Source organism: Desulfosporosinus sp. I2 (genome assembly GCF_000960765.1).
GTDB lineage: Bacteria > Bacillota > Desulfitobacteriia > Desulfitobacteriales > Desulfitobacteriaceae > Desulfosporosinus.
The window spans coordinates 1-18075 of record NZ_JYNH01000096.1 but is presented as its reverse complement, the minus strand read 5'-3'; the positions used below and the strand labels follow the sequence as shown (position 1 = coordinate 18075).

The 18075-nt window shown below is 40.0% G+C and carries 15 protein-coding genes and 1 pseudogene; 12 read left to right on the top strand and 4 right to left on the bottom strand.

The window, feature by feature from the left end; all coding sequences use genetic code 11:
• The 3 genes from UF75_RS17970 to UF75_RS28470 form a co-directional block, all read left to right on the top strand.
• The coding region (locus tag UF75_RS17970; RefSeq protein WP_045575951.1) for a hypothetical protein at positions 1-1065 on the top strand (1065 nt) is incomplete at its 5' end.
• Positions 1066-1142: 77 nt separating this feature from the next.
• Positions 1143-1658 carry a TIGR00725 family protein gene (locus tag UF75_RS17965; RefSeq protein ID WP_045575948.1) on the top strand — a complete coding sequence of 172 codons (516 nt, stop codon included), beginning with the start codon at positions 1143-1145 and terminating at the stop codon, positions 1656-1658.
• A 102-nt stretch (positions 1659-1760) separates the two neighbouring features.
• The gene (locus tag UF75_RS28470; RefSeq protein WP_156146501.1) at positions 1761-1925 is read left to right on the top strand and encodes a hypothetical protein; all 165 of its coding nucleotides are present in this window, start codon (positions 1761-1763) and stop codon (positions 1923-1925) included.
• A gap of 3 nt (positions 1926-1928) precedes the next feature.
• Here the strand turns inward: UF75_RS28470 and UF75_RS17960 are convergent, their stop codons facing one another.
• Positions 1929-3119 (bottom strand): CapA family protein, encoded by a 1191-nt coding sequence (locus tag UF75_RS17960; RefSeq protein ID WP_045575947.1) that lies wholly within the window; start codon positions 3117-3119, stop codon positions 1929-1931.
• Positions 3120-3377: 258 nt separating this feature from the next.
• Between UF75_RS17960 and UF75_RS17955 the strand changes: the two genes are divergently transcribed.
• The 3 genes from UF75_RS17955 to UF75_RS17945 all read left to right on the top strand — a co-directional run bounded on the left by UF75_RS17955 (position 3378) and on the right by UF75_RS17945 (position 6061).
• The gene (locus UF75_RS17955) at positions 3378-3785 is read left to right on the top strand and encodes a 4Fe-4S binding protein (protein WP_045575946.1); all 408 of its coding nucleotides are present in this window, start codon (positions 3378-3380) and stop codon (positions 3783-3785) included.
• 2 nt (positions 3786-3787) lie between these two features.
• On the top strand, positions 3788-5545 hold the full coding sequence (locus UF75_RS17950) for an aldehyde ferredoxin oxidoreductase C-terminal domain-containing protein (RefSeq protein ID WP_045575945.1): 1758 nt from the start codon (positions 3788-3790) through the stop codon (positions 5543-5545).
• 129 nt (positions 5546-5674) lie between these two features.
• Entirely contained in the window at positions 5675-6061 is a 387-nt protein-coding gene (locus UF75_RS17945; RefSeq protein WP_045575944.1) for a toprim domain-containing protein, read from the top strand.
• A gap of 140 nt (positions 6062-6201) precedes the next feature.
• On the opposite strand, the gene UF75_RS17940 is transcribed toward UF75_RS17945, so the two are convergent.
• The gene (locus UF75_RS17940; RefSeq protein ID WP_045575943.1) at positions 6202-6525 is read right to left on the bottom strand and encodes an SCP2 sterol-binding domain-containing protein; all 324 of its coding nucleotides are present in this window, start codon (positions 6523-6525) and stop codon (positions 6202-6204) included.
• Positions 6526-6936: 411 nt separating this feature from the next.
• Here UF75_RS17940 and UF75_RS17935 point away from each other — a divergent pair, with 411 nt between their 5' ends.
• Positions 6937-7845 (top strand): DNA-formamidopyrimidine glycosylase family protein, encoded by a 909-nt coding sequence (locus UF75_RS17935; protein ID WP_045575942.1) that lies wholly within the window; start codon positions 6937-6939, stop codon positions 7843-7845.
• A 476-nt stretch (positions 7846-8321) separates the two neighbouring features.
• Here UF75_RS17935 and UF75_RS17930 read toward each other — a convergent pair whose 3' ends face one another.
• A complete protein-coding gene (locus UF75_RS17930; protein WP_045575941.1) occupies positions 8322-8615 on the bottom strand; it encodes a LapA family protein in 294 nt (97 codons plus the stop codon).
• A gap of 361 nt (positions 8616-8976) precedes the next feature.
• Between UF75_RS17930 and UF75_RS17925 the strand changes: the two genes are divergently transcribed.
• From UF75_RS17925 to UF75_RS17915, 3 genes are all read left to right on the top strand, one after another.
• Complete coding sequence (locus tag UF75_RS17925; RefSeq protein ID WP_045575940.1) at positions 8977-10116, top strand: hypothetical protein; 1140 nt, start codon at positions 8977-8979, stop codon at positions 10114-10116.
• Complete coding sequence (locus UF75_RS17920) at positions 10106-12550, top strand: hypothetical protein (RefSeq protein ID WP_052693408.1); 2445 nt, start codon at positions 10106-10108, stop codon at positions 12548-12550. The genes UF75_RS17925 and UF75_RS17920 overlap by 11 nt, the downstream gene beginning before the upstream one ends.
• A 189-nt stretch (positions 12551-12739) precedes the next feature.
• The gene (locus tag UF75_RS17915) at positions 12740-14176 is read left to right on the top strand and encodes a peptidoglycan DD-metalloendopeptidase family protein (protein WP_052693406.1); all 1437 of its coding nucleotides are present in this window, start codon (positions 12740-12742) and stop codon (positions 14174-14176) included.
• An 89-nt stretch (positions 14177-14265) separates the two neighbouring features.
• On the opposite strand, the gene UF75_RS17910 is transcribed toward UF75_RS17915, so the two are convergent.
• On the bottom strand, positions 14266-15048 hold the full coding sequence (locus UF75_RS17910) for an enoyl-CoA hydratase/isomerase family protein (RefSeq protein WP_045575939.1): 783 nt from the start codon (positions 15046-15048) through the stop codon (positions 14266-14268).
• 210 nt (positions 15049-15258) lie between these two features.
• On the opposite strand from UF75_RS17910, the pseudogene UF75_RS17905 reads away from it, so the two are divergent.
• Positions 15259-15955 (top strand): annotated as a pseudogene (locus UF75_RS17905) (response regulator transcription factor).
• Positions 15948-17801, top strand: coding sequence for an ATP-binding protein (locus tag UF75_RS17900; protein WP_045575938.1), 1854 nt, complete (start codon positions 15948-15950; stop codon positions 17799-17801). Before UF75_RS17905 ends, UF75_RS17900 begins: the two are co-directional and overlap by 8 nt.
• Positions 17802-18075: the final 274 nt, after the last annotated feature.

The window sequence follows — 18075 nt, the reverse complement described above, 5'->3', positions numbered from 1 at the left end:
GGGGGATATTTTAAGGCTCTACAAGGTGTATTTGGACGTTATGTTTATAATAGGAGTCGTTTTTATCTACTTGTGAGCTTTATATCTGCGTTTGTCGGTATATTAGTGAATTTAGCGGTGGTCCCGCTTGTTCTTCAAATTAGTCGAGCCAGTGCTATAAGTTCAAATAAAAAGCTGTTAAGTTCTGCCATCGTGCGTGGTTTTGCTACTTGTACCATCTGGGCACCTACCACGGCGGCAATCGCTTTAATTGTGCAATTAAGTGGAGCAAGTTGGCCCTTGTTTTTCCCATATGGGATTTTATGTGGTATCATCGCTGGTTTGGTCGGATACTTTATAACAATGCATGAAGAAAAGAAACTCGGTAATAATGCTTATATTTCAGTTATCACGGAACCGGTTGAGGATTTTAATGTTCGTAAAATAGTTGAATTGAGTGGTTTCAGTATCATCTTAATTTTATGTATTGTGGTCGTATCCTTTATAACTGGAATACATACCGTCATTGTCGTTTCTTTAGTGTCCTTAATCTATCCTGTTATTTGGCTAGCATTGATTGGACGTCTACAGATTCTGGTCAGAAAATTTAAAAACGATTATTTTAAAGAAAATCTGCCGAAATTAAAAAACGAAATTATTCTATTTGTTGGGGCAGGTTTCTTTGCAACAAGTATCAATTATTCTCACATGGGAACGAATGTATCGAAAATTTTATCCCTTTTGGTACAACAAAATGCCGTATTGCTTGCTATCGTAATTATAATCTGTATTCTAACCCTGTCCGTTTTAGGTGTTCACCCCATTATTTCAGTCACGATTATCGGAGGAACGGTAAAAGCCGCTAATTACGGTGTAACGCCGACTTATTTGGCTCTTATACTAGCGATTGGTTGGGCGATGGGTATTTCCGTTTCCCCTTCATCAGCCACGGTTATTGCAGTATCCGGGTTGACAGGTCAGTCTGCTCTCCAGGTAGGTCCTCGTTGGAATGGTCTTTATGTCGTAATTGCATCGACCATTATGCTTATTACCTTGACTCTTTTTAGAGTGATTGGATTATTATAGTTAATGATAAACTATAGGAAAGATTTAATCTTGGTCGTTAACATCAAATTATAGTCATAGAAAGGATGAGTAAATTAGTGATACGTATCGGGGTTATCGGGCAATCGGGGGACATACCAAAGGAACTTCAACAATTAGCTCATGATTTAGGAGAAGAAATTGCTCTAAGAGGAGCGGTTCTTTTAACTGGTGGAACGAATGGTGTGATGGAGTGTGCTTCAAGGGGGGCCAAGGAGGCTAATGGGTTAGTTGTAGGAATTTTGCCGGGAGATTCGTTGGATAGAGCCAATCAATATATTGATATACCTATCTCGACAGGACTAAGCTTTGACTACAGGAGCTTGATTCTCGTTCATTCTTCGGATGTCCTGATCATGGTTGCAGGTGGGAATGGTACCTTGGGCGAATTATCTGCTGCCTATCTGAATCTTAAGCCTGTTGTGATCATAGAACCTTCGGGTGGATGGGCTAAGAAGGTCCGAAGTATTGCATATGAAGACGCTTATCTAGATGAAAGAAAAAGCTCAAAGCTTGATTATGCTCAGACAGTTAAAGAGGCATTAGATATCGCTTTTAATAGAGTCAATTGCTAATTTGAAGTGGAATTGTAGTGAAAAAACGAACCCTCTGTACTGTTGCAGGAGTTCGTTTTTTATAGTTAAGGACTTTTTACGAAGGCAGGGGAAGGATGCAACATGAAATTAATTGCAATAAGGGATTCAATCACTGAAGGTTATCCCTATAGTTTAAAAGAGGACGATGGATATGGAGGACAAGCTGAAAAGTTTATGGAGGAGATCAGAGAGGATATCAGAAAAGATTCTGGGGTGGAATATTCAATCCGGAGAGCGATGTATTAGAATTTAATCGATGAGGATTTGCTTAGAGTTCGCTTGGTTACTTGTTTCTTTTAAAGCCTGTTCTAATATAGGCAAATCCTTTGTAGTGAGAAATGGCTCGGTTTCATCTTTGATCTTTTGAATTGTTTCAGTAATGGGAACAACTCGGTATAGGAGTTTGCCGTTACTATAATACGAATGCGAATAGGTTGCTACGTATGAAACGTTTGTCAGTTTCGTAATCTTGGAGTCAAAGTCTTTGGAAAATTTGAGATTAAGGACAAGTCCGCTGTTTCTTTCTAGGCCGTTTTGCGCACTAATAAAGTTGCCCATTGAGTAAATAACAAATTTATTTTGGCCATTAATTTTCTTGACTTCCATTGGCTCGATGACATGAGGATGGCTTCCCAAAATCACATCAGCACCAGCTTCAAGGAATTTTTGGGCAAGTTCTTTTTGTTGTTCGGTAGGATGTTGACGATACTCCTCGCCCCAGTGTAAAACCAAGACTAAAACATCCACCATAGGTCTCAGAGTATCGATATCTGCAATGATTTTGTCATGATCCATGATATTTACCAAGTAGGGGGCATTATTCGGAATTGGGATGCCGTTGACTCCGTAAGTATAGGCAATATATCCTACGTTAATACCGCGGATCGTTTTGATAAGCGGTGTGCTTTGCGCTTCAAGGCTCGAAAAGCAACCCTGAGTATCTAAGGAAGCGTTTTGCAGTACCTTTAAGGTACGAATCGCTCCTTCATAGCCCCTATCCAGAATATGGTTGTTTGCAGTTACTATTAGGTCAAAGCCGGACTTTTTAAAGGTTTCAGCGATAGCATCTGGACTGTTGAACAAAGGGTAACCAGTATATCCAGAGTCGGGCCCCGCCATGGGTGCTTCAAAATTAGTTGAGGCGTAGTCACCAGCCTTTATCAAATGTGCCACTGGCGAAAAGAAGGAATCAAAATTGTACGACCCGTCTAGCTGCTCACCTCCCCAAATCTGAGTGTTATGCATTAGGATGTCCCCAGTAGCGACAAGTGTAAGTTCTTCAGTATGGTGAGGTTGGGATTCTGGAGTTGTTAAGGGTTCCTGAGGGGCTATTGTTACCTTCGAGGGGGATAAGGGGGAGGAAGATAGGGTAGGGACCGTAGAGCATCCGGATATCGTTAATAAAAAGAGGATTATTAAATTTTTTACGTTAATCTTCATAAGTACGCTTCTCCTTTCGCACTAATCGGATAAATATTAGCTCTATGGTTAAGTGTGCTATATTTGGACATTGTCACTTTTATTATGACTGAAGTAGAAATGTTGAGCAATACATTTTGTGGAAATTAAGGCTAGTATATTAATGATATGCAAACACTTGCTGTTAGGTTTTTAAGGATTATCTTTTCAAATTCCTTGATTTGTAGATATAATGGACATATTTAAAGAAAGTAACCCATAATTCTTGGGAGGTTTGCCATGAAAGTGTTAAAAGCCATGCAAATGAATCGATGTATAGGCTGTTTATCTTGTATGATTACTTGTGCCAGCGTAAATCAGCAGGATCATTCCATCTTAAAAAGTGCTATTCGAATTAAAACAAGTGGAGGATTATCGGGCAAATTTATAGCGATTGTTTGCCAGGCCTGCCAAGGGGACGTTCCCTGTGCTGAAGTTTGTCCGACCGGAGCCCTCGCTAAGCGCCAAGGTGGAGGGGTGACGTTAGACAAAGATAACTGTGACGGATGCCAGCGCTGTGTAACGGCTTGTACCGTCGATGCCATTTATTTTGATCCCGAGACAAAAAAACCGATTGTCTGTAAACATTGCGGTGTCTGTGCACGATTTTGTCCGCATGGATGTTTACAGTTAACTGAGGGGGTATAGTGATGCTATATGAAAACGTAATAAACGTTTTATACATAGATTTGGCGACTAGTAGGATTGAAATTAAGCGAAGAAGTGATTTGTTCGAGTTTCTCGGTGGAGTCGGTGTAGCGACTAAGTTACTCGAAGAAACAATGCGACCAGAACTTCCACCCTTAGCTCCTGAACAACCTATAGTTTTGGCGATTGGTTCAATATCTGGAATTTACCCGCTTGTTACAAAGACAGTGGCCATGTTTATTTCTCCATTAACAGGGGAGTTAGGGGAAAGCTACGCAGGAGGAAGACTAGCACTAACGTTATCGATGGTAGGATATGATGCAGTTGTAATTCAGGGCCATGCTCCTCGACCTTCCTATATCACAATCAATGGAGAAAACATTGAAATCAAAGATGCCCGAGCAATATGGGGAATGGATTCGGATACGGTTGGCCAATTTATTCGGGATCATGAAAGTGGAAGCGGTAAGCGCAGTATTATAAGAATAGGGCCTGCTGGAGAGAAAAAAGTCCACTTTGCTAGCGTTTGCGTGGATACTTATCGGCATTTTGGTCGGTTAGGCTTGGGTGCAGTCATGGGGAGCAAAAACGTTAAGGCAATTGTGGTTACTGGTGACAAGACCACAAAAATCCAAAGCCCAAAAGACTATTTCCGTGTGTATCAATCGATTTTCAAATCGGTCACCGAGACAGACCTTATGTCAAAATATCATGACCTGGGTACCCCAATTAATGTAGAAGCAATCAACGAATTAGGCGCATTGCCCACTAAAAATCTGACAGAGAACCGTTTTGATAGGGCTGATCAAATCAGTGGAGAAGCCTTTGTTAAAAATAATCTTGTCAGGAAGATGGCTTGTACAGGTTGTCCAGTTGGATGTATTCATATTGGCCAATTTCGACGGGTTTTTGACGAGGGGTATGACTATGAGTCGGTCAGTGTTGCTTACGATTATGAGCTTATTTATGCACTAGGTACCTTACTCGGAATAAGTAAGACTGATGAAATCTTATATCTTATTGAAGCCGTTGAAAAAACTGGCCTAGATGCCATCTCGACTGGCGTCTCTTTGGCGTGGGCAACCGAGAGCTTAATGAAAGGGATTGTATCGGAAGCAGAAACGCTTCTTCCTCTCGCCTTTGGTGATACGACTCAATATTATAAGGCCATCATTTATTTAGCGAACCGAGAGAATGATTTTTATAATGTACTGGGAGAGGGTACACGAGCTGCTGGAATAAAATATGGTGGCGAAGACTTTGCCCTACAGGTTGCTGGTAATGAAATCCCAGGCTACCATACTGGCTATGGAAACTTAGTCGGACTTAATGTAGGCGCTCGGCACTCTCATTTATGTAATGCTGGTTACGCAGTTGACCAATCAATCAAGGTATTTGATGAAGACAAAGCCATCGATGCACTATTCGAAGAGGAACTTGAGCGCTGTGTTTTAAACTCTCTTACCATCTGTCTCTTCGCTCGTAAGTTGTATAACCGGGAAACAGTCCTGAAAGCGCTAAAGGCTGTTGGATATACTCTAACAGACGACGATTTGACAAGAATTGGTCAGCGTATTTTCGCGACAAAGTTGCGCATTAAAGAAAAACTAGGCTTTGATCCTCGACAGGTTGAATTACCCAAACGGTTCTTCGAAACTCCTACTATGCATGGCAAACTTGACACGTCTGTTGTGGAAAGAATGGTTGAGAAGTATGTAAAAAAATGCTCGATACTGTTAAAGGAGTCTGTAAAGCTCTAAAAGTTATATAGTTATATTTAGGGGTAATTGCAATTTTCAAGTATAGTTCTTTAACAATGGGTAGAGGATATTAAAGGTTAAGCCCTCGAAGATAGCAGAATAGTGATGTAACTGAAAGTTAGGTGGGATATGAGTAGAGTTATTATAGTAGAAGGGAAAACCGATAGAAGCCGGTTGTTGCAGATTTTAGATGAACCAGTGGAGATAGCCTGCACCTATGGGACGTTAGGATTGGATAAACTCGAAGACTTAATTGCAGAATTTAGCGATGATGAGGTTTGCATACTTTTGGATGCGGATGATGCTGGCGATAAAGCTCGCCGTTTGTTTAAGCAAGAGTTTCCCAATGTTCGTCACGTCTATACTCACAGGATGTACAGGGAAGTGGCAACGACTCCACTTAATATTTTGGCTCAGATTCTAGAGGGTGCACATTTTGCCGTTAAGGTGCCTGAAGGGGAAGAAGAGAGTAAAAATCGCAGGTCAAATCATCGAATCAATAATAAAGATAATTAAGGAGTATGGAGATATGCAGTTCGTCACTACCTTGAACAAAAAGTTGATGTAGAAATTTTTACAATAGATAGAGATAGAGCGGGCTGAAAGCTCGCTCTATCTCTATCTATTGTTTGGAATTATTCAGCTTGAACTCGATCCTATTGATAGGCTTTAACGATTTCTTGGAGCTTTAAAGCTAATCCCATTTTACCTTCCACTTTTAAACTACCTGTCATAAATGCCATTGTTGTATTTAGGTTATCATTGAGCAATTTTGAAAAATTTTTCTCATTAAGAATTAACGTTACTTCCGGGTTATGTACACTTCCTTCGACAACTTCAACTTGACCATTTTTAAGGACTATTTGTAATGAGCCACTCTCCTCGAGATTGATTTGGAAAACCCGGTCTTTTTCTTGTTTGATATGCTCTGGGTTGGCATTCATTTTCTCCACAAGTGCAGTAAGTTCCGTAACGCTCATATAATTGTCCTCCTCTTTTAAATAGGTTCTCAAAATATATGAATTACCATTCATTAAAATATATCATAGAATACATGCTCTTTCAAAACATTTTTATACGTTTCTCGTCATCTTTGGTTACAGGGGCACTCGACCAACCCCAGACGGCACTTGAAACACCCATATTTCTTAACGATTATATGGAAAAAAGACCCTTTCTTATTAAATATGAGGCCTTGCTCAAGAAGCTGTATAGCTAAAGAACGCATGTCAAATAATAGAGTAGGTATACGCGAATTTTAAAAACTGAGGTTTCTTACTTTACATAGCTTAAGGCGTGGCGGACTTGGTAATGTAGAGAATCCCTTATCTCCTTAAGTGGGGGGGATAGAGAGTAGGCATGAAATTACAGGAAGTAATGGAGGGTACAGTATGCCTGAAACTCCTGAAATGGAGATATATAAAAACTATTTGAACGAATGGGTTAAGGGGCAACGAATTATCGAAATCAATGTCCTCAGAGAAAAAAGCATCAACCTAGAAACTCAGGTTTTTTGCGAGCAACTAAGAGGAAAACGTATTCAAGACGTTACTCGGAGAGGTAAATATTTAATTTTTCTGCTTGATGATGGTCACTATCTCCTAACTCACATGATGTTAGATGGTAGACTCTATTTTTTACCCGCTGATAACGCTAAAATCCTTTCAGGAAAGGTGAGTGATTCAACTAAAACGTCTCTAACTGAGATTGTTTACAGTAATACGGAGGACTTAAAACAAAGAATTAAGGAACTTCCTGGAAAGGCAAGTGTTATTTTTGGTTTATCTCATGGGTCAGTGCTCTTCTTTTGTTCTCTAACGCTAGGTTATCTACATTATCTTGGGCAGGATTCTTTAGAGAAAAAAATACGAGAACTAGGAAAAGATCCTTTAGAGCCCAACTTCAGTCCCGAAAATTTCAAGCAGCTACTTGAGCGGAAAAAGGGAATGATCAAACCTTGGCTGATGAATCCCAAAAATCTTGCGGGAATAGGCAATGCCTATTCCAATGAGGCATTATTTAGGGCCGGAATTTTACCGACTCGCTTAATTTCTTCGTTAAGTCAGGACGAAAAACTAAACTTGTATCACGCTTTAGTTACAGTTCTCCAAGAATCAGTTCGTTTAGGTGGAGACATGGAAGAAAAATTTGCTCCCTGGGACGATTTTACCGGTGGATATAATCCGCATTTTCAGGCGTATGGTCAGGCTGGGAAGCCGTGTCAGATTTGTCATGAGGTGATTCAAAGGGTAGAAGTGGGCGGCAGAAATGCATTTTTCTGCTCACATTGTCAGAAATAGAATCATGATCTAAAGAACGACGGAACCACTAACGTCAGCGGTTCCGTCTTCTCAATTCTAATTAAGATTTTCTTTACTCCTTGAATTGCACCAGTCGTGAGCCCCCCATGACAAGTGGGAGAGGTACCTCGTTCTCGTTTTTTTGATAGGATAATTGTTTAACTTTACAAAATAAGATAAGATAAAATTAATTAACAGAATAATAGAAAGAAAATGGAGTTAAAGATACTCCTAATCGTTAACTATATGGTTGGAAGTTAGAGACAAAGGCCCATGTGAGGCTCAACACCATATACTTCGAACTTTCCCCCTACTCATGCTACTCCTGGTATATCTCTAACAGCAATAATGGTTGCCATTACTATTCCCTCCGTTTTTTCGAAATTAGAAACTCAAGCGCGAAGTCCGATCATTCATGATGCTGCTGTCGCGGATTACAGATTCTTTCATCGAAGCTCACATATTAAGCCTCGTGGTTAATTAGAGTCATCAGACTGCTTTAGCGTTGGAGTCACTGATTGGCCAACCAGCTCGTTATTCAAAATCTCATCCTTCTGTTTTTGCTTGGGCCTTAGTTTTAGTCGCAGTTCTCGCCAGATAGCTAAAAGAAGCATAATTAATGCTCCTGCAAAGGTAGAACCTAGGATTACCAGGACTAACGGAACTTGTTTAGTAAACCAAAAAAGATTGATCGTAACTAAACTAGCATTTTGTACAGCAAAAATTGCAATAAATAAGGAGCAAATAAGGGATAAGATGAGTACAACCATATTTCATTACCTCCTCGTTATGACTGTTATTCGACTATAAACAACTAGATTCCTGCACATAGTTTACACAGTTCAACTTTATTCTGCCATTTTAATATTTTAAAGGCATCTTAACAGTGTCATAAAACGGGAAGTGCTATACTTACGTAAGTGACTAGGAGGGATGAAATTGAAAAAGATCCATTCATGATTATTTTTCCTTTAAGGAAAACACGAACTATGTGTATGAGGGTAAAGGGAATGAATATGCCTCTTACAACGTTTATGTTGATTATGTCTCGGGAAACCGTGTCCAGATAAGGGCAAATAACGGTGGCACTGATAATTCAAAGTTTTGGCTTAGGGATGAGGTGAAGAAAGTATGGCTTCGTGTATACGTTTCTTACAGTGTGCTGGTTTTCGTTTCGACAGCCCGTCGTGGGACGGACCGGAAAAGTGGATAGCACTGAGAAATCAGGATTTATGGCAGACGTTTCAAGCGATTCTCTCGCTTTGCCAATCCGAAAAGATAGAGTTCCTTTTTGTATGTGGAAATTTATTTGAACAAGAGTATGTTCGTAAGGAGACCGTCGAGAGGGTTGCTAGTTCGCTAGCAAAATTGGAAGGGACGAGAATTTTCATAACGCCAGGTAGCAGTGACCCATTAATTATGACTTCTGCTTACCGCCTAGCTGTTTGGCCGAGTAACGTGCATATTTTCTCAAGTAGAGTTAGCAGTGTAAAGGTTCCTTCCCACAATGTGACAATTTCTGGTGCAGGATGGACAACTTATCATCAAGGAGTGCCATTCCTAAACGGTTTTCATACGACGAATGATGAAATGCTTCAGGTTATGGTGCTTCATGCAGAGGTGGATTCGGAGCAGAATACTGAAGGTTATACCCCAATTTTACCAGAACAGATTGCTTCAAGTGGTTTAACTTATCTTGCCTTAGGGGATCAGAAGTCTTGGACTGGAGAACAAAAGGCGGGTAAAACTTTTTGGGCTGATTGTGGATCCCCAGAAGCTAGAAGTTTTAGAGAAAGTGGTTCTCATGGTGTGATTATAGGACAAATTGAAAACGAATCTGTTCACATTGAGTTCAAGGAGCTGGGTCAACGTCATTATGTAGAAAAAACGATGATCTTCCAATCAGACATTGAAGAACTGTCAGCTAAAATTTTGACTGAAACAAGCCTAGAAGAACGCCAAAGGGATCTATTTAGGATTAAGTTAACAGGGCCGTATAAAAATGTAGAATCAGCTTTGTTACCAATACAGAAACGTCTAATGAACGAATTTCGCTACTTAGACGTCGTTCCTTTTGACAACGATACGATCTCTAGAAACTTAACAATTTGTCATAATGATGGGTACCCAACTTTGACAAAAGTGTTTTTCGATAAGTTTCAAGAGTCTCCCATAATTGCAGAAAATGATGAAAGCTGTAAACGCTGGGAACTCGCAAAAAAAATTGGCATGTCAGCTTTGGGTCAGGGACGGATTGAACATGATAATTAAAAGAATTACATGTGTTAATCTTATAGGGCTAGGGAATGTTCAATGGACATTCTCAGAAGGACCAGTAATACTTTTCATGGAGAGAAGTATTCAAAAAAAACTTAATCAGTTAATAGTGGAACTATTTTATGACCTAAAGATGATGCCGCTAAGATCAGAAGTAACGGGTCAAGAAGGATCAGTAGAGGTCTGGATAGTCAGAGATAATATGCATTATTACATTCGTAAAGAGTTTTTCAAACAGGAGATTGGACAAGAGCCTTCTTCGATTCTGGAGATCAAAGATCAAGACGGACGGATCTTATCTTTGCCAGATTCGATGGTTCTGGGAGAGTATTTATTTAGTACTAAACTCGATGCTTTTCGCCAAAGTGGGATCATAGAATGGCCTGAAAGCAACGATCGTGATTACTTTCTAGAGCGTGTTCGCAACCTGAGTCAAGGAGGGGACGAAGACTTCTCGCTGGGAAGTGTTCGTGCTTCTTTGGCAGGAGCCCAGAAGAAAGTCAAGGATCAAAAGGAGAGTATGGAACACGTCAAGGCCGAGTATGATACCTTAAGGAGTGAATGGGAGGCAGCGCACCTCCTGCTTGACGAGGAACGCTTGTTTCAAATTGAGATAAAGAATCTTAGAGAAAAAGATAGAATAATCACAGAAAAGATTGAACGGTCCGTAAAAATCCAGGAGCGATTAACCCTACATGAGCGAAACCCAGATTATAGGGAACTGTGTCATCTTAAAGGAGTGTTATCCCGTTTAGAAGAACGACTTTGTGGAATAGTCGTCAATCTAAAGTCTCTAACCAGTGATTCTCAAGTAGATTTGACCTTAATTGATAGCTTGCGTGAGGAATGTATGGAGTGGGCATTTCTCCAAAAGCAGGTCGATAAACAAGTATCTGAGGTTGAAAGTCAGTCAAGGATCATTGGAGAGCTTCAAGAATTTCTGCAATTATCTGTGTACTATGGAATGTCGAAAGGTGAGGATGAGCGTTTAATTCTGACGGAAGAAGAAAGGGTTAAGGCTCAAGATGAATTAAAACAGATTAATACAACTAAAGATGATTATAACCAGCTTCAAAATAGATATTTAATAGAGAGGGCACAACTTCAGGATCTTGAGATTATGGCGGGAGTAACTGAAGCAGAGGAAATCAAGGTAGCTCACAGAGAAAACTACTTAAAGCAGTGGCAGAGATCCAAAATAGGCGCTGGAGTTGATCGTATATTCAAGAAACGATTGGGTCAGAGAAGTATCTTCGAAAGTCTTTCTACCCGGCTTATTCATTATTATAAAAACTATCAAACAGTTAATTATGAAGAATTCATAACTAAACTTGAAAAGTATAAAGAACAACGTGTGCTAGTAGAAAAAATGTACCTGGAGATTGAGCTTTTGCAAGAAAAACTAAGTGTTGAAGATAAGCTTCAGAAAATAGTTTCTTCTTGTCAAGAAATCTTAATCAAAGCATTTTCAGCGATCAATGTTCCGGATTTACCTGCATGGTTACAAGGTTGGCATGATTATCAGCGCAAGAACTATGAATTGACTCAACAACAAGAGGAGTTACATCAGAAACAGGTACAGCTATCAATCACGGAACAAACCTTAGCAGCCTGTGTGGAACATCTACGTGATAAACTTAAGAGCTGGGGGAAAACCACAACAGAAAGAGAAGAAGTTCTTGCTATCGTTTTGAAGGTTGCCCAACAACTCAGGGCTAGGGAAGAGGTAGAGAAAGAATCGTCTGAGTTTTTACAGAAGTTTCAAGATTTATTAGGTGGTCGAGATTTTGCGAAACTGGTCAAGGTTCTAGAACCTATGGAGGAATTGGAAGACGAAACTTGTTTTTCTGATGAGGAAAGACAGGAAAAGTTGTCAGCATGGCATGAAGAACAGGCAGAAACTAATCGGCGTCTGAAGACTGCGGAACAGAGTCTTAAAAGTATTGAAAAACTTCCATCGATTGCTATTCTAGAGAAAAAAATTGAATCAGTAAAACAGCAATGGACGGCTTATCAAAACTTATATGATGCTTTAAATGATGTTCAGACCTTATTGGAGGCATCTTGCCAGGAATGGCAAGCCAAGTATGGTTTAATTTTGAACCAAGAAATGCAGTGGATACACAATCGTATTTCAATCTCGGAATCCAAAGTAACCTCAAGAAACGATTTGTTAGATGCCAAGCGAGATTATTTTTCGTATCGTATGGCTCTTGGACAGTTAGCACTTCGGGATAACACTGAGGAGTTACCCATGTTTTTTTCAGTAGGGGAATTGCATGAGGAGGAAGTGGATAGCTTCTGGAATTCAATTTTAGAGTTTCTTCGTAAATTATCAATTTCCAGACAGGTGATTTTTTGCATAGCCACCCCAACCTTTCCAGAAAAATTATTAGGAAAGGGCTGGCAACTTGGTATAACTGAATAATTTCAGTGTTTTTAACTTAATAAATCGACACGATAATGTTCGATGTTTCACATTAGGTTGACAACTACCCTATAATATTAGAAAATAAGTAAGGGTATTCTCTTATACTTATCGTTTTGACAAAATGTTACGTCTCAACGTAGAGATAGGTTTGCTGCATATGTAATAAGTAACTAAAGAGGAGGTTTTATGATAAAGGATGTTAGAATAGAAGTTAGACAATATTTAAAAACCCTGAAAGATAAGATTTTCACAATTAAGCTCAACTTTTCGTGGAAATCTCCGAAGGTTATCGGAGGAACAATTGTTTTGCTCCTCTTATTGGGAAGCGGAACTGCTTATTTCTCTTCCACAAACTCTGTCGTATATGTTGTTGTGAATGGAGAAAAAGTTGGTTTAGTTGCTAATAAAACTGAAGCTGAAAGTTTAGTAAATCAGATTCTCAACGAAAAAGGTGCTCCGTTGGGAACTATAGCTAAGACTCACGACTCGATTACATATTCGTCTGCACGAGTCAACCAAGATGAATTCACAGCACTTACTAAGGAAACTTTAGCTGGGGATATTTCCTACTATGTTGAGGGTGTTAGACTGGTTGTCAATGAAAAACCAATCTTTGTTTTAGCTAGTTCGGATGAAGCTGATAAACTACTTAATGAATTTAAGGAGTTTTATGCTCATCCAAGTGATAAAAACCTGATATCGTCAATAGAGTTTGAAGGCAAGGTAGAGACTCAAGGGGTAGAAGCTCCTTTGGAAGAGGTTATTCCCATAGAACAGGCTTTGGAGAAACTAAAACAGGGAAATCTTCAAAGAGAAGAGTATATTGTTAAAGCCAATGATTCTTGGTGGCTCATTGCTCGAAAGAATGACATGAAAACAAAGGAAGTACTGGCTAGTAATCCAGGAACTAACGAAGATACCATTCTAAAACTAGGTCAGAAAATTATGTTGGATAAGGTTACCCCTTATCTAACAGTAGTTAGTAAAGGAGTTAAAACAGATACTGAAACAATACCTTTTGAAGTCGTGACGAAAACGGATTCTAGCCTACCGTCTGGGCAATCAAAGGTTAAACAAGCTGGAAGTGATGGGACAAAGGAAGTTCAGTATTCTTACGTTCAGAAAAACGAAAAAGTGGTTTCCCAGACAGTTCAGGACGAAAAAATCCTAAAGGAAGCAGTCGCTCAGGTGATTGAAAAAGGACCTCAACGTTCTAAGGTAATGGTTGCCTACTCGCGTGGCAGTGGAAGTATAACCTCAGGACTCGCATGGCCGTTAAGGGGAAAGATTACGTCTTATTATGGATACCGTAGTTCGGAGTTCCATACAGGAATCGATATTGACGGTGATACTGGCGATCCTTATGTAGCTGCCGCTGCAGGTACCGTTGTAAGTGCAGGATGGAACGGAAATTATGGGAACTCGATCCTTATTGATCAAGGTAATGGAATTATGACTCGCTATGGTCATTCTTCTAAGCTACTGGTCTCCGCAGGAGATTCTGTTTCAAAGGGTCAAACAATTGGCTTAGTAGGCTCAACGGGCAGATCTACTGGTTCACATCTGCATTTTGAAGTGATTATTAATGGAGACACCGTGAATCCACTCAGTTATTTAAATTAATAAATTTTTATTGTTAAAGGAGGACTCCCAACGAAATCGTAGGGAGTCCTCCTTTTTATACTAAATCTTTAGAATGGAGCTGAAATTAGTTACCTACCTTTAAAAACAGGTATTCTTTTTTCCAGAAAGGCTGTAACCGCTTCGCGTAAATCTTCTGTACCGCAGCAGAACGTTGATTGGGACTGCTCAAAGAGTAATCCAGCGGCTACACTGCTTTCATTGGCTAAATTAATCCCTTTTTTAGCAAAGCGGATCCCTGCTGGAGGAAAACCAGCCATTTTATGGGCAAGTTTGATCGCCCGATCATTAAGTTCTTCTTGCTTAACCATTATCTCAATTAAGCCAATGCGCAATGCTTCTTCGGCATTAATCTCTTCACAGCCCATAATAAGTCGCTTAGCCTGACCAACCCCAACCAAATGGGTTAAGCGGGTGGTTCCTCCCATATCGGGAGATAAACCAAAACGGACTTCAGGAATAGAAAATCTTGCATTATCAGAGGCTATTCTTATATCGCAGCCAAGAATAAGCTCAGTTGCAGAACCATAACAAAGACCGTTTATCGCTGCAATGACAGGAATAGGAAGCTCCTGCCAAAAAGAGTATAGGCTTTGTAGCCAGACCAGATTATCCATAATAAACTCTGAACTGACACCCTTCAAGAATTTGAGGTCTATACCAGCCGAGAAGTTATCACCGTTAGCATTGATTAAGATTCCTCCTAGGTCGTGGTCAGTCACAATTTCCTTTTGGATTTCTTCCAATTCGTAAAGAAATTCAGTCCCCACTAAATTGAATCCTCGGGCATTATCTAGGGTGATTATTCCGATCTTGCCATCCCTTGTAAATGTCAAATGTTTGCCATAGCTCATTTTACTTCCCCCATCCTAGTTAATTCTTGTATACTTGTACTGTAATATATTTTATCTGGAAAATCTATGCTATTTAGACTCTTAGGTTAAAAAAACTGAATTATTATTCAGTGCTTACTAAAAACTATACTCTTATTTAGTTCACAAACATGTCACAATCATAGAAAGTAATCATGATAAAATTTGAGGGACGAGAGGAAGGTGAATCCTTTGAATAAGTATTTATTAATTGCCGATGACAATGACGGGATTCTGGATATACTCAAAACCTATGTCAGCAAGGAAGGGTTTTATCCCCTGATTGCTCATGATGGGGAAGAAGCTCTCCAGAAATTTGAGGAGTATAAGCCCATACTCTTGTTGTTGGATGTCATGATGCCTAAGAAAGATGGTCTCACTGTTTGTCGGGGAAATTCGTCATAATTCGAACGTTCCAATTATTATGATCACGGCTAAAGGGGAAGATGGAGACCGCATTATGGGGTTGGACATTGGTGCGGAGATTATATTGTACAAACCGTTTAGCCCGGGTGAGTGATGGCTCGAAATTACGATGCAGTCTTGAGACGCCTCGATTTACCGGAGGGGCAAAAAACAAATAGTATTCACTATCCTGGTTTGACCATTAATTTAACAGACTATGAAGTCATGATCTTGGATAAGCCCATTAACCTTACAAAAAAGGAAATAGAGATTCTTTGGATCTTAGCATCAAATCCGGGGAAAGGTTTTTTCGCGGGACAATCTACTAAACAGTGTCTGGGGATATGAGTATTTTGGAGATGCACGGACTGTAGATACTCATATCAAGAGGTTAAGATCAAAAGTCAATATTTCTGAAATTGAAGACTGGGATATAAAGACTATTTGGGGTGTAGGGTATAAATTTGAGGTAAAGCATGTTTAAAAATAGAATTGCTTATAAATTGACAATTGGGTTTGTAGTCATAGTACTCATAGCCATGCTTTCTATTGGGCTCTTCTTTATTCAAATGTTCAAACAATATGCTTTTGAAAGCAGAGAAAAAACAATGTTATCCAATGCCCAAAGTATCTCAGAGGTAGCTGCCGAATATTTACAAGGGAACAGCCAGATGCGAGGGTTTAATGGTTATTTACGTTCCCTTGATACTCTCACTGAATCAAATGTCTGGATCACAGACAGCAAAGGGAACCTTACAATGATGTCAGGTATTGGGCAAGGCATGGGTAACGGGGTTGGCATGGGTCAGGGAATGGGGGCGGGGCTTAGGCAGGGTTCGGGAAATGGGCTTGGACAGGGTTTCAGGAAAGACTCGGAGCCCTTACCTACTGAGGCAGAAAAAGCCATCCAAGAGGTATTAGCAGGTAACGAATCTATCAGTGAAAGTTTTAGCAGTGTTTACAACGAAGCCACAATTACTGTGGGCGTGCCTATAATTGATTCTAACCATGCTATTATTGGTTCGGTGCTTCTCCATTCCCCTGTAACTGGGGTTACAGAAACACTTAACAGAGCTGTTAGGATTCTTGTCTTGAGTCTTCTCTTTGCGTTGTTTCCGGCCGTAGGAGTAGGAATTTTCTATTCTCTACTCTTTACCCGCCCTTTGAAAGCTATGACCCGAACGGCTCTTCAAATATCTGGAGGGAATTATTCTGCGCGAACTGGGGTTGAACGAAAGGATGAATTAGGTCAGCTTGGAAATTCTCTTGATCTGTTGGCGTTTAAGCTGGGCTCTACGATTAACCAACTTTTCCAAGAGAAAGGTAAACTTAATGATATTATATCGAGTATCTCGGAGGGGATTATTGCTTTTGATACGAACCTTAACCCGATAAGTATTAATTTTGCTCTTGCGCAAATTATGAATCGACCTCATCCTTATTCGATGGAAGAGGTTAAAAAAGACCTCGATGATTTAAATATTGGAGCACACATCAGTAAAGTCATGCTGGAAAAGAAGCCCTCGCAAGTCCATAAAGATTGGCAGGGTAAAAAGCTTGTCTTTACCTTTTCCCTTATTATAGACAACCAAGACAGTATAACCGGATTTGTGGCGTTAGTTCAGGATATTAGTGAAAGAGAGCGACTTGATCAATTGCGCAGAGAGTTTGTAGCTAATGTTTCCCATGAATTCCGAACCCCTTTAACCGTCATTCGAGGTTCGTTGGAAGCCATGGTCGATGGAACGGTCGTAAAAAGCGAAGAGATAAAGCGTTACCACCAAAGGATGCTTTCCGAAACGCGTGGGTTAGAACGTTTGGTAGGAGACCTCTTGGAACTTTCCCGTCTTCAATCGGGCAAAATTTCCATGAATATTGAACGGATTCATATTCCGAGTCTTTTAACGGATGTCGTGAAAAGTCTTCAGACCATCGCCGATAAAAAAGGGATTAAACTTGAATCTCATTCCGAGCAAGACCTCCCTCCATTTTTCGGCGATTATGATCGTTTGCGACAACTGTTGGTTATTTTCTTGGATAATGCCATTAAATATTCTCCAAATGATACTCAAGTATCCATTCATATCAGCGTACCTAGGAGTAAAACTTTGTTGATTAGTATACGTGATCAGGGATATGGAATTGATCCAGATCAACTTGAACAGATATGGGATCGCTTTTACAAAATCGACAGATCACGAAAGGGGAATGGGACAGGACTTGGTCTTGCTATCGCGAAGCACTTAATAGAGCTTCAAGACGGGAAGGTTTCTGTACAGAGTGAACCCCAAAAAGGGACGATTATTGAAATAAGTCTACCTTTGCCATAAGCGTATACAGCTCAAGCAGGTGCAGAGGCTTGGTGACAAAAGCCACCAAGCCTCTGAAAGTTTTATTTCTTCTAGGCCTTTTTTATATTCCTCCGCCTTACCTGTAGGTATGGATATAAGACATGCCTGCATATACATAGTTAACATAGCGGAGGAGGAAGTTTAATGGAACTAATGTATACTCTGCCTGCGGTAGTTGGTTTAGGGGCACTCCATTCATTAGAACCTGGTCATGGTAAAGGCGTTATTACGGCATACCTAATTTCATCTGGAG